This is a genomic window from Mucilaginibacter sp. (assembly GCF_028288105.1).
Lineage (GTDB): Bacteria > Bacteroidota > Bacteroidia > Sphingobacteriales > Sphingobacteriaceae > Mucilaginibacter.
Genome location: NZ_JAQBOI010000209.1, coordinates 1 through 11,284, shown reverse-complemented (window position 1 = coordinate 11,284; position 11,284 = coordinate 1). Strand labels below are relative to the sequence as shown.

Annotated in this window: 13 protein-coding genes; 3 read left to right on the top strand and 10 right to left on the bottom strand. The window is 41.8% G+C overall.

Features of this window, described 5'->3' with window-relative positions; all coding sequences use genetic code 11:
- Window positions 1-88: 88 nt before the first annotated feature.
- A complete protein-coding gene (locus JWQ85_RS14165; RefSeq protein ID WP_256538190.1) occupies window positions 89-466 on the bottom strand; it encodes a BlaI/MecI/CopY family transcriptional regulator in 378 nt (125 codons plus the stop codon).
- 158 nt (window positions 467-624) lie between these two features.
- Here JWQ85_RS14165 and dprA point away from each other — a divergent pair, with 158 nt between their 5' ends.
- The gene (gene dprA / locus JWQ85_RS14160; protein ID WP_299469040.1) at window positions 625-1,725 is read left to right on the top strand and encodes a DNA-processing protein DprA; all 1,101 of its coding nucleotides are present in this window, start codon (window positions 625-627) and stop codon (window positions 1,723-1,725) included.
- Here dprA and JWQ85_RS14155 read toward each other — a convergent pair.
- The 8 genes from JWQ85_RS14155 to sppA form a co-directional block, all read right to left on the bottom strand.
- On the bottom strand, window positions 1,722-2,198 hold the full coding sequence (locus JWQ85_RS14155) for a histidine phosphatase family protein (RefSeq protein WP_299469038.1): 477 nt from the start codon (window positions 2,196-2,198) through the stop codon (window positions 1,722-1,724). The genes dprA and JWQ85_RS14155 overlap by 4 nt on opposite strands.
- Window positions 2,199-2,258: 60 nt before the next feature.
- Window positions 2,259-2,870 carry a porin family protein gene (locus JWQ85_RS14150; protein ID WP_299469036.1) on the bottom strand — a complete coding sequence of 204 codons (612 nt, stop codon included), beginning with the start codon at window positions 2,868-2,870 and terminating at the stop codon, window positions 2,259-2,261.
- A 45-nt stretch (window positions 2,871-2,915) separates the two neighbouring features.
- Window positions 2,916-3,893: a glycosyltransferase family 9 protein gene (locus tag JWQ85_RS14145; RefSeq protein WP_299469034.1), complete on the bottom strand. Its 978-nt coding sequence runs from the start codon at window positions 3,891-3,893 to the stop codon at window positions 2,916-2,918.
- A 54-nt stretch (window positions 3,894-3,947) separates the two neighbouring features.
- The gene (rfaE2, locus tag JWQ85_RS14140) at window positions 3,948-4,466 is read right to left on the bottom strand and encodes a D-glycero-beta-D-manno-heptose 1-phosphate adenylyltransferase (protein ID WP_299469032.1); all 519 of its coding nucleotides are present in this window, start codon (window positions 4,464-4,466) and stop codon (window positions 3,948-3,950) included.
- Between the two features lie 199 nt (window positions 4,467-4,665).
- Complete coding sequence (gmhA, locus tag JWQ85_RS14135; protein ID WP_299469031.1) at window positions 4,666-5,220, bottom strand: D-sedoheptulose 7-phosphate isomerase; 555 nt, start codon at window positions 5,218-5,220, stop codon at window positions 4,666-4,668.
- 77 nt (window positions 5,221-5,297) lie between these two features.
- Window positions 5,298-6,287 carry a D-glycero-beta-D-manno-heptose-7-phosphate kinase gene (gene rfaE1 / locus JWQ85_RS14130; RefSeq protein ID WP_299469029.1) on the bottom strand — a complete coding sequence of 330 codons (990 nt, stop codon included), beginning with the start codon at window positions 6,285-6,287 and terminating at the stop codon, window positions 5,298-5,300.
- A gap of 49 nt (window positions 6,288-6,336) precedes the next feature.
- A complete protein-coding gene (locus JWQ85_RS14125; RefSeq protein ID WP_299469027.1) occupies window positions 6,337-8,016 on the bottom strand; it encodes a DNA polymerase/3'-5' exonuclease PolX in 1,680 nt (559 codons plus the stop codon).
- Window positions 8,017-8,138: 122 nt separating this feature from the next.
- Window positions 8,139-9,914 carry a signal peptide peptidase SppA gene (gene sppA / locus JWQ85_RS14120; protein ID WP_299469025.1) on the bottom strand — a complete coding sequence of 592 codons (1,776 nt, stop codon included), beginning with the start codon at window positions 9,912-9,914 and terminating at the stop codon, window positions 8,139-8,141.
- Window positions 9,915-9,995: 81 nt separating this feature from the next.
- Between sppA and folK the strand changes: the two genes are divergently transcribed.
- Both folK and JWQ85_RS14110 read left to right on the top strand, forming a co-directional pair.
- A complete protein-coding gene (gene folK / locus JWQ85_RS14115) occupies window positions 9,996-10,481 on the top strand; it encodes a 2-amino-4-hydroxy-6-hydroxymethyldihydropteridine diphosphokinase (RefSeq protein ID WP_299469023.1) in 486 nt (161 codons plus the stop codon).
- Between the two features lie 18 nt (window positions 10,482-10,499).
- Window positions 10,500-10,877: an Hpt domain-containing protein gene (locus JWQ85_RS14110; RefSeq protein ID WP_299469021.1), complete on the top strand. Its 378-nt coding sequence runs from the start codon at window positions 10,500-10,502 to the stop codon at window positions 10,875-10,877.
- A 132-nt stretch (window positions 10,878-11,009) separates the two neighbouring features.
- Here JWQ85_RS14110 and purS read toward each other — a convergent pair.
- Window positions 11,010-11,284: phosphoribosylformylglycinamidine synthase subunit PurS (gene purS / locus JWQ85_RS14105; protein WP_299469019.1), on the bottom strand; the 275-nt coding region annotated here is incomplete at its 5' end.

The following is an 11,284-nucleotide window of genomic DNA, read 5'->3' as shown; positions in this document are numbered from 1 at the left end:
TAGTGGGTATCGCGGTTTAAGAACAAGCAATAGCACAAATAAAATACACCCAGGTAAATATTTGCCTCGATCAGGTAATGCAGCCAGCTCATCTTTTTTGAGATTTAAGTTTGTTAATTAGCTCAGTTAGTTCATCCAATTCTTTCAGTCCAAGGTCTTTTTCATCAGCGATGAAGGATACCAGGCTTTTGTAAGAGTTATCAAAGTAGTTGCTCATCAGCTTATCAAACGTAAACTTCTTATAGTCGTCTTCGCTAATAAGTGGGAAGTAAACGTGCGAGTTTCCGTAGGCTTTATGGTCGATAAACCCTTTGCCTTCCAGTACCCTTACTACGGTTGATACGGTGTTGTAGGCAGGCTTCGGCTCGGGTATCTTCTCTAAAATATCCTTCACTATACCTTCTTTTAACTGCCACAATATCTGCATTATCTGTTCTTCGGCTTTGGTGAGTTCTTTTAGTTTCATAGCAAACTATTTTTATAGTTTAATAAAGGTAGAACTATTTTTATAGTTTGCAAACTATTTTTGTAGTTTTTGTAAGAATTATTTTCATCGAATATATTTCACCTATAAATGCTAAATATTTTAGGATTTTTTATACTTTAGATACCTCGAGAAAAACTATGTCATTACTACATCAGGTTGCCTTAACATATATTAAAAGTATTGGCTGCACATATGCCAAAAGCCTTGTTGCACATATAGGCAGTGCCGAAGAGGTATTTAAAACACCCAAGGGCAAATTCTTAAGGATCCCTGGTATTGGTGAAAAAATAATTAGCCAGATAAATTTCGATGATGCTTTGCGTAAGGCAGAGCTGGAATTAAAGTTTATCGAGAATAATAATATCGACGTATTATTTTATACCGACGAAAGGTACCCGCGCAGGTTAAAAAACTGTCACGATTCGCCGGTATTACTATATAGTAAAGGCAATGCCAACCTTAACCCGCACCGTTGTGTAAGTATAGTTGGTACCCGTAACGCTACCGATTACGGCAGGCAGCTTTGCAAACAACTGGTTGAAGAACTGCGTGAATACAATGTTTTGATAGTAAGCGGACTGGCCCTGGGTATTGATGTTGCCGCACATAAGGAGTGCTTAAAAGTAGGGGTGCCAACAGTGGGCGTATTGGGGCATGGCCTTGACAAGCTTTACCCTCACCAAAACCGCGCTACTGCCGAAAAGATGCTGGAGAATGGTGGCCTGCTTAGCGAATATCCCTCTGGTACAATACCCGATAGGGAAAACTTTCCGCAGCGTAACCGTATTGTAGCCGGTATGGCCGACGCAACCGTTGTGATAGAAGCGGGGCTTAAAGGCGGTGCATTAATAACCGCCGAGATAGCCAATAGCTATAACCGGGATGTTTTCGCATTCCCGGGCAGGTTGGGTGATGAGTATTCTGAAGGATGTAACTTCCTGATCCGCAATAATAAGGCCGCCCTGCTTACCTGTGTTGCCGACCTGGCTTATAGCCTGGGTTGGGAGAAAAATACCGAGATGAAAGGGACTCCTGAACAATTATTACTACCGATAGATCTATCGGCAATTGAGCGTGCAGTTTATGAAATTATCCAGCAGCATAAGGCACCGTTGGCAATTGATGAGCTATCAATAAAAGCAAATATGCCCATGAGCCAGTTAACTATGACCTTGCTGGATATGGAATTGCAGGGTTTTATCCGTTCGTTACCGGGTAAAACTTACCGGATAAATTAACTTTTTGGGGTGTCGTAATGGATAAGTTTGCCTGCTCCCTCGTGCAATTCGGCCCAGCTATCCGCATCAAATTCAATTAAGGCTATAGCACATGGAGGTACATCCTTTATAGCCCCGCTTAAGTAATAAAGTACTTGGCTTATGCCCGGGTTATGGCCAACAAGGGCTATAAAATCTTTATTATCCGGTAGTTCATAGATCACTTTTAGCAGTGCGCTTTCACTGGCATCGTAAATTTCTTTATGGGTAATTGCCTGTTTTAAGCCTAATATCTGGCTAAAAACATTTGCTGTAGATAAGGTACGCAGGGCGGGGCTTGCCACTAATATTTGTGGTTGTAAGCTTTTTACCTGTAAGCGCGTGGCCATTAATTCGGCCTGTTCAAAGCCTTTATCAGTTAACGGGCGCTTAAAATCTGCATATCCGCTTTCGTGGGTTGCTTTGGCGTGGCGTATCAGCAATAACTTTTTCATTTACTCTAAAATAAAAAAAGCGGGGCATATTGCCCCGTTTTTTTTAGATATTAATTTTTCTTAGAATTTGTAACCTACAGAAATACCGAATACGCGGTTTTTTGTTGAGATTGAGCTTGTGTTGGTTATATTAGACAATCCAAGGTCGTAGTTAACACCAAGAATGAAACCGTTGTTAAATTCAAGACCGGCAATACCATCCAAACCAAAATCGGTTCTTTTGATATCATTTTCACCATCGCCAAAAGTAATATCTTCGCTAACAGACGAACCGCCGCTTACAGCTTTAGTTTTTCCGGATACGCCAACACCTACATATGGGCCCGCACCTAAATAAACATGACCAAATACCGCAGGTATATGATAAACCACGTTTACAGGAACTTGTACATAGTAAGTTTTAATTTTAACCAGGCCGCCTTCGCCGTCATCACCCTCACCACCTTTACCGGTGTAATTCAAAGCCGGTTGTAAAGACACATTGCCGAATTTAAAGTCGGCAAATAAGCCTGCAGCAAATGTTGTAGTTGAATTTGTTGAGGCGGTTAAATTACCGCTTGAGGCTGAAAGTTTAGCAAAGTTTACGCCACCCCTGATACCGAAGCTTGGTATTTGTGCAAAAGCTGCAGACGCCGCAAAGCTGCAGCAAAGGATAAGTAATAATTTTTTCATGTAATAAGATTTATTGTTTGCACTAAAATAAACATTTTAATGAAATTATCTTTCCTTCTGCTTAATATTTATAAATGATAGGATATTGCCTTCGGGGATATCATACATGCACTTAAAATGCCCAAGCGGGCACTTCTCTAACCCGAATTTGGAACATGGGCGGCAGCTCAGATCAATACCCGCAACTATAACATCTTTTACCATATAAGGTTGCACACCTAATAACTCGGGCACAGTGCCACCCCATATCGAAACGATGGGTTTATTAAAAGCTTCGGCAATGTGGGTAAGCCCGGTATCAAAACCAATGATACTTTGCGCTTTAGATACCAGGAAAACAGATTCATCAAGCGTGGTTACACCGCAGGCATTGTAAACATTATTGCCTATAGCCGCCGCTATTTCATCACCATTTGCTTTAACATCGTTCCCCCCCAATAATACTACCGGCAAATTAAGCTGCCTGCATATACTCATGATCTTTTCATTAGGCATCCGCTTGGTAAAATGCGTGGCGCCAATAACAAAGGCCACATAGTTTTGGTGCGATGGGGGGAGCAGGGCAGAAAGCTGATAATCCTTTTTGATATAATAATCAATAGGCTGACCGTCATTTGTTACCCCTAAAAAAGCCACAGCCTTAAGGTAACGGTCTACCAAATGCACCGGTGGCACAAGCTTTAAATTAAACTTTAGGCTGAGCCATTTGCGTATAGTTTGTTTTTTATAGGTGGATGATTTTATGCCCGTGCGCAGTTTAATAATAGCAGTGCGCAGGTTATTATGCAGATCAATAATGTAATCATATCCTTCCGCTTTTATATCCGCGATGGTTTCGGCAAGCGTAGGTTTTAGCAGTAACAGCTTATCAACATAAGGGTTATTATCGTAAATATACTTGAAGGCAGATTTTGTAAGAAAGTGCACCTCGGCATCCGGAAGCTGCTTTTTTAGGCAGCGCACAATGGGGGTAGTGTAAATAATATCGCCCATCGAGCTAAAGCGGATTACCAGTATTTTCATCCGGGGGATAATTAGTGAGTTAGTGAATTATTGAATTAGTGATTTTTAAAACCTTTACCTTTCCGCTTTTACCTCATTTTGTGCCTTAATTTTATTGATAATAGATGTGGAGGAGTAGCCCTCAACCAAGGTAATGGTTTTTACCTCGCCGCCATTTGCCAGTACTTCTTTAGCGCCCGCGATATTTTCTACCGTATAATCGGCGCCTTTAACCAGTACATCGGGCATTAATTGGGTAATTAGTTCGCGCGGGGTATCTTCCTCAAATAGTATCACAGCATCCACAAAAAACAACGCGGCCAGTAAAGCGGCACGGTTGTTTTGATCATTCACCGGGCGGCCTTCACCCTTTAACCGCTTTACCGATGCATCGGCATTTAAGCCGATAATAAGCTTATCGCCCAGTTCGGCAGCTTTAGCGAGATAAGTAATGTGGCCAAGATGCAACAGATCGAACACGCCATTGGTAAATACCACTTTTTTGCCTTCAGTTTTCCAGGCAGCAATGCTGGCGGTTAGCTGTGGCAGGGTAGCTATTTTACTAAGAAGCGTTTTCTCGAGATCGTGGCGCATAGGATAAAATTAGAAAAATATTATCATTAGTGGCTTGTTAGTGAAAAGGCCCATGATATTCAGAATATTTAGAAAGCTCAAGACCCGTGCGATTCCCCTCTTGAGAGGGGTGGAGGGGTGTGTCCTTTCACTCGTATAACACACCCCTGCAGCCACACTATCCGGCGCTCCCCCTCTCAAGAGGGGAGCCATTTTCAAATCAATAGGCATCATCCACCGCCTTGCAAAGTATATGCCCTATAAGGATATGCATTTCCTGGATCCGCGCGGTAACATCAGATGGTACGATGATGTTCAGATCGCACAAACCATTCATTTTACCACCATCGCGGCCGGATAAACCCAGTGTTTTGCAACCAATTTTACCAGCTGTTTCAAATGCGTTTAATATCCCCTGGCTGTTACCACTGGTTGAGATCCCAATAAACAGGTCGCCGGGTTGTGCCAGCGCTTCTACCTGGCGGGAGAATACATGGTTATAGCCATAATCATTTGCTATAGCCGTAAGTGCCGATGTATCTACCGTTAAGGCTATGCCCGGCAATGCTTTACGTTCTTTCACAAACCTGCCGCTTAGTTCGGCCGCTATATGTTGTGCATCGGCGGCGCTGCCGCCATTACCCGCAATTAATACCTTTTTGCCGTCTTTTAATACAGAAACAATTACCCCGCAAGCGGTTTCAATATCGCCACTCAGGTTCTCGATAACCTTTTGTATTAAATTTTGATGCTCGTATAGTTCTTCAATAACCATTTTTATTGAATTAGTGATTTAGTGAAATTATTGAATTAGTGATTGAAAAGCAATATCTCAGTCCTTTGTCTTTTATCCTATCGTCCTTTGTCTCTCTCAATATCTTCCAGTATCTGGTCAATTGTTGTAACCGCGCTGCCGGTTTGCCTTATTACTATGGCGGCGGCATGGTTGGCCAGTTCGCAGGCTTCCTCAACGTTTAAACCCTGGGCTATAAAGTAAGCCATTGTTGCCAGTACAGTATCGCCCGCGCCGGTTACGTCAAACACCGATGTAGCCTTTACCGGTAATAGCTTGTATGCTAATTCGCTGATAATAACCATGCCTTGTTCTGACAGGGTTACTACAATATACTCCGCTCCGGTTTGTTTAATAATGATACGGGCTGCCTGCTGTAATTCATCAATATTGGTGATCTTTTCCGTTTTGGCCGCCTCGGCCAGTTCCTTGCGGTTAGGCTTAATAATATATGCGCCTTTATACTTTTCGTAGTTGAGGCCTTTAGGGTCTATAACTACTTTTTTTCCTTGTTTATTAGCCTCGTTAATAAGTTGTTGCGTAAGGGCCGGCGAGAAAAGGCCTTTATTGTAATCTGATAAAACAACGATATCTGCTTTAGCGATATTGTCTTTTATCCGCTCAATAAAATCTGCCTGTAAACTTTCGGTTAGCGGATGGGTAACCTCTCTATCAACCCTAACCAATTGATGGCTGCCTGCCATTATACGGGTTTTTACCGTAGTAGGGCGGGTGTCGTCCTTAAATATAGCATCAGCATTAATGCCTTCTTCAACCAAAATATCGGTTAAGCGGGTTGCATCAATATCATTACCGGTTATACCTGCAAGCGATACTTTTGAGCCCAGGGCTAACAGGTTTTGCGCGACATTGGCCGCGCCGCCGGGCGTAGTAAATTCCTTTTTTACATTAACAATAGGTACCGGCGCCTCGGGCGAAAGCCTGGTGGCATCGCCTATAACATAATGGTCTATCATCAGATCGCCAATTACCAAAATATTTGGGGTGGGGCCCGATTGCTGAAGCTTGCGTACTTTATCTGTTAACATATTTAGTTATAGTGTCAGTAGACTTTCGGACTTTGCCGACTTTCGATCTTTACTGACTGCTTCTCTTCTTTTCAAAAAACTTTGTGATCTCGGCCAAAGATAGTGCATTCAGGCACATCTCTTTAGTTAAGCCACCCTTGCGGGCAACATGTGTGCCATACTCCATATCCCTGAAACCACTGTTTCGGTGTGCATCGGGGTTAATGGATAGCATAACGCCTTTATCCAGCGCGTATTGGTGCCAGCGCCAGTCAAGGTCAAGCCTTAACGGGTTGGCATTAATTTCTATCACCACATTGTTGGCGGCACAGGCATCAATTACTTTTTTATGATCGATATCATACCCCTTACGACTAAGCAATAACCTGCCGGTAGGGTGCCCCAAAATGGTGGTGTATGGGTTTTCAATGGCTTTTATTAAACGGGCGGTAGCTTTCTCCTCCTGCATTTTTATGTTGGAGTGTATCGATGCTACAATAAAATCAAACTTTTTCAGGATCTCATCAGGGTAATCAAGCGAGCCATCATTCAAAATATCCGATTCGATACCTTTAAAAATATGGAAGCCGGTTATCTTTTTATTCAAATGATCTATCTCTTCCTGCTGCTGCAAAACCCGCTCAATGCTAAGCCCTTTTGCATAAAAAGCGCTTTTGCTGTGGTCACAAATGCCCAGGTACTCCAATTTCATTTCATCACGGCAATATAACGCTATCTCTTCCAGCGTGTTTACGCCGTCGCTCCAGGTGCTGTGATTGTGCAGGGTACCTTTAAGGTCATGATAGCTTATAAGAACAGGCAGTTTGTTTTCGGCTGCTTTTTCTATAAAGGTTGTGCCTTCACGCAGTTCGGGCTGCATCCAGGCCAGGCCTGCTTTTTGGTAAATTATTTCTTCCGTTTGGGGTTGTTCAAGCGAGATGTTTATACGTGATAAAACTGCCTCAACATGCTCGGTATCGCCGGTGTTTACAAATAATTCGTAATAGTAATCGGCTTTGTCAACACATATAATATCAACTAATAAGCCATTTTTTAATTCGGCAGAAATGTGTGTTCCGTTCAAAACAACATTTTGCAAAGTATCTAATTCGGCCAGTGCCTTAAAAGCTATCTCCTGGTTTAAACTACCTATAACAATAACCAGTTCGCTGATGATCTCGTTCGATCTGCGAAATTCTCCGGCAATATGCTTTAAAGCATCAGGGAAAATGCCGCGGATCTCTCCCATCAGGTCTTTAACATCTTTTTCTACCTGCGAATAAAGGAACTTGCCATTGCCCGCCATCCTAAACTCAATAACCCTTTTTATTTCCTCCTGTGTTTTTAAACCGAAGCCTTTAGCTTCGATAAGTCGGTTTTCGTTACAGGCATAATATAACTCCCCTACGTTCTCAATGCCCAGTTCTTTCCAGATAATGGCTACCTTTTTTGCACCAATACCTTTTATGCCCATCATTTCCACTAAACCTTCGGGGGTTTGTGCAAGTATATCCTGCAATTCGGTCATGGTGCCGGTTTCCAGTAGCTCGGCAATTTTAGAGGCGATGCTTTTACCAATACCATCTATTTTCTCCAGTTCGGCCAATGATTTGCCCGCGATAGGGAAGGGCAGCTTATCTACCTTAAAGGCAGCATTAGCTATCGATTTAATTTTGAAAGGATTAACCTCGTGCAATTCCATCAATTGCGACAATAAACGAAGCGTACGTGCTATGGGTTTGTTCTCCATAATTTAGTTATGCCGTAAAAATACAAAAGAGGAGGGGGAGTTCATAGATAATAGTTAATGGTTCATAGTAATACAGCACATTTTGTACCATGAACTATGAACCATCAACTATAAGCAGAATATTATTTTATCACCACATCGAAAGGCATACGTGCCTGTGGGGTGCGCATCATTTGGGTAACGCCTTTTATTTGTTCGTAGTAACGGTAGTTCTCGCCAAGTTCGGCTTTTACAAAATGGGCTTTTACTTCGGCGCTTAAACCTTCACCAAATTTATTCAGGAAACTTTTTTGCTCGGGGTAGGCAACTATTCTGTAATCTTTTACGCCGGCCTTTTTAGCGGCAGATTTTACGGCGTCGTTAATATTGCCCAGTCTGTCAACCAGTCCGATTTTTAACGCTTGTGTACCTGTCCACACACGGCCCTGGCCAATGCTGTTTATATAAGCCTGTGTTTTACCACGGCCATTAGCCACTGCTTTTGTAAAATCGTCATAACCACGGTTAACACTGTTTTGCAGGATAGCCCTTTCTTCGGGAGATAGGGGGCGGCTTACATCGCCTAAGTCGGCATACTTTCCGGTTTTTACACCATCAAACGTGATGCCCAGCTTATCGTTAAACAGCTTTTGCATGTTAGGTAATACGGCAAAAATACCTATCGAACCTGTTATGGTATTTGGCTCAGCAATAATAGAATCGGCCGCGCAGGCTATATAATAACCGCCGGATGCAGCCACATCGCCCATAGATACGATGATAGGTTTTACTTTTTTGGTCAGCATAACCTCGCGCCAGATCACATCAGACGCCAGCGAACTGCCACCCGGTGAATTTACACGCAGTACAACCGCTTTTACCTTATCATCCATACGCACTTTACGCAAGGCTTTTGATATGGTTTCAGATCCTATTTTGTTATCGTCGCCATCGCCGCCGGTAATTTCGCCGGATGCATAAACAATAGCTATACGGTTTTTATAGCTTACATCTTTAGGGTCGGTATCAACCTTGGTGCCGCTTTTAACATAATCACCCAGGTCAACACTGGCAATATCTTTTTTCTCGGCGATACTTGTGCGTTTTTTAAGTTCAGAAAGTATCTCGTCCTTGTATTTTAAGCCATCAACCAGTTTGTATTTTAAAGCGTCTTCGGGTTGCTGTATGCGGCCACTGTTGGCGTAATTGAATAAGGAATCTTTATTGATGTTACGGCTTTTGCTGATTCCTGTAAGGAAGTAATCATACATCGACCCTAAATAAGAGGTAACCTGCATACGGTTAGCATCGCTCATTTTTGTAAGTACCAATGGCTCAACAGCACTTTTGTAAGTACCTACTTTTATTATCTGTGCCTCAATGCCCAGTTTATCAAGCGCGCCCTTCAAAAAAGTAACTTCAGAGCTAAAGCCCCTAAATTCGATTATACCTTTTGGGTTAATGTAAACTTTATCGGCAACTGATGCCAGGTAGTAAAACCCCTGTGTGTAGATCTCTGAATAAGCGATAACAAACTTTTTAGACTTTTTAAAATCGATAAGCGCGTTACGGATCTCTTCGGTAGTAGCCTGGCCGCTCATCATGTAGCTTTCGTCCAGGAAAATGCCTTTTATATTATTATCTGTTTTAGCTTTTTTAATGCTGGATAAGATATCGTTAAGGCCAACAGATTTTTCACCATCCAAACCTAAAAAGCCCAGGTTTGCAAACGGGTTATTTGGTGTACGCTCGTTTATAGGGTAATCAAACTTAACATGTAGCACCGAATTTGCATCAACATCTACTGCTTTATCGCTGCCGGCGGCGGCAATAATGCCTACAATTAAAATAAGGGGGATAATACTCGCTATAATAATACCAACAACGGTAGCCAATACAAATTTGAAGAATTGTTTCATTAACTGTTATAAATCATTTATATATGCAAACTTAGTAATTCACACACTATTAAGAGCCTTATACATACTATTTGTTACAACATGATTAACGTTTTTTTACTATTAGGTAGCAATCTTGGCGAACGTAATTTATTTTTGCACAGCGCTATAGAACATATTGAGCAGGATATTGCCCCGGTGGTAAAAAAATCGGCTATTTATGAAACACAATCATGGGGGAAAACGGACCTGCCCGATTATTTGAACCAGGTTGTTATGGTGCAAACAGAGCTATCGGCACAACAAGTTTTAGAAAAGATACTGAGCATTGAGATAGAAATGGGTCGTAAACGGGAAGAAAAGTGGGGATCGCGCATTATTGATATCGATATATTGTTTTATGGGAGCGAAATTATTAACGAACCAAACTTGACCATTCCGCATCCCGAATTACATAAACGCAGATTTACTTTAGAGCCACTGGAAATGTTGGCGCCAGATTTTATACATCCTATATTAAATAAGTCTATATTAGAGTTGAAAAATGACTTGAAAGACGACTTGATTGTAAAAAAATTATATTTTTGATTTATAAACCTTCACACAATGTCTGATAATTTACCACCACAAGACCTTGATTTATCTTTCTTGTATGAGATTGCCGACGGCAGCGACGAATTTATTGTTGACTCAATAGGTATGTTCTTAACGCAAACACCGGAATTACTGGATGCTATTACTAATGCTATAAACGCGCAGGACTGGGCTACCGCTGCATCAGCATCGCATAAATTAAAGCCCAACTTAGGTTTTTTTGGTATGCCGCAAAGCCAGGCTGCCATACAAGAGGTTGAAATTATGTGTAAAGGCGGCGCGCCAAACCCATCAGAGGTTAAAGCAAAATTTGCCGAGGTGAAAAGTGTGGTAAATACTAACCTGGTAGCACTTGAGAGGATCAAGCAAGAAAAGGAAGCGAACCTGTAGGAGTATAAAGTTCAAAGTTTAAAGTAGAAAGTTATAGTAAAAGGGAAAGGCAATCGCATGCGATTGCCTTTCCCTTTTATGTTTTATAGACCTAATCCCGTTTGAAAGAGACTTTAAACCTTCTACTTAGAACTAAGCTACTTCTACCAGCTTAAAGCTGTAGCTTTCCATTATCAGGTTTGCCAAAAGGTTTTTACAAGCCTGGTCAACTTTAGCATTAGCGGTTTCCGCGTTATCAGCATCTATCTCAAGTGAGATGTGTTTACCTATACGTATGTTGTGTATCTCAGATAACCCAAGGTTTTTCATGCTACCAGTAACTGCTTTTCCTTGAGGGTCAAGTATTTCTTTTTTAGGCATTACATCAATTTCGGCCAGAAATTTTTTCATCGATTGTTTTTTGTTAG

Coding starts and splice junctions, on each gene's coding strand:
- JWQ85_RS14110 (WP_299469021.1), top strand. CDS start 10,500: ATGTCTGATAATTTACCACCACAAGACCTTGATTTATCTTTCTTGTAT.
- sppA (WP_299469025.1), bottom strand. CDS start 9,914: ATGAAACAATTCTTCAAATTTGTATTGGCTACCGTTGTTGGTATTATT.
- rfaE1 (WP_299469029.1), bottom strand. CDS start 6,287: ATGTTAACAGATAAAGTACGCAAGCTTCAGCAATCGGGCCCCACCCCA.
- JWQ85_RS14155 (WP_299469038.1), bottom strand. CDS start 2,198: ATGAAAAAGTTATTGCTGATACGCCACGCCAAAGCAACCCACGAAAGC.
- rfaE2 (WP_299469032.1), bottom strand. CDS start 4,466: ATGCGCCACGATCTCGAGAAAACGCTTCTTAGTAAAATAGCTACCCTG.
- gmhA (WP_299469031.1), bottom strand. CDS start 5,220: ATGGTTATTGAAGAACTATACGAGCATCAAAATTTAATACAAAAGGTT.
- JWQ85_RS14165 (WP_256538190.1), bottom strand. CDS start 466: ATGAAACTAAAAGAACTCACCAAAGCCGAAGAACAGATAATGCAGATA.
- JWQ85_RS14125 (WP_299469027.1), bottom strand. CDS start 8,016: ATGGAGAACAAACCCATAGCACGTACGCTTCGTTTATTGTCGCAATTG.
- folK (WP_299469023.1), top strand. CDS start 9,996: ATGATTAACGTTTTTTTACTATTAGGTAGCAATCTTGGCGAACGTAAT.
- JWQ85_RS14150 (WP_299469036.1), bottom strand. CDS start 2,870: ATGAAAAAATTATTACTTATCCTTTGCTGCAGCTTTGCGGCGTCTGCA.
- dprA (WP_299469040.1), top strand. CDS start 625: ATGTCATTACTACATCAGGTTGCCTTAACATATATTAAAAGTATTGGC.
- JWQ85_RS14145 (WP_299469034.1), bottom strand. CDS start 3,893: ATGAAAATACTGGTAATCCGCTTTAGCTCGATGGGCGATATTATTTAC.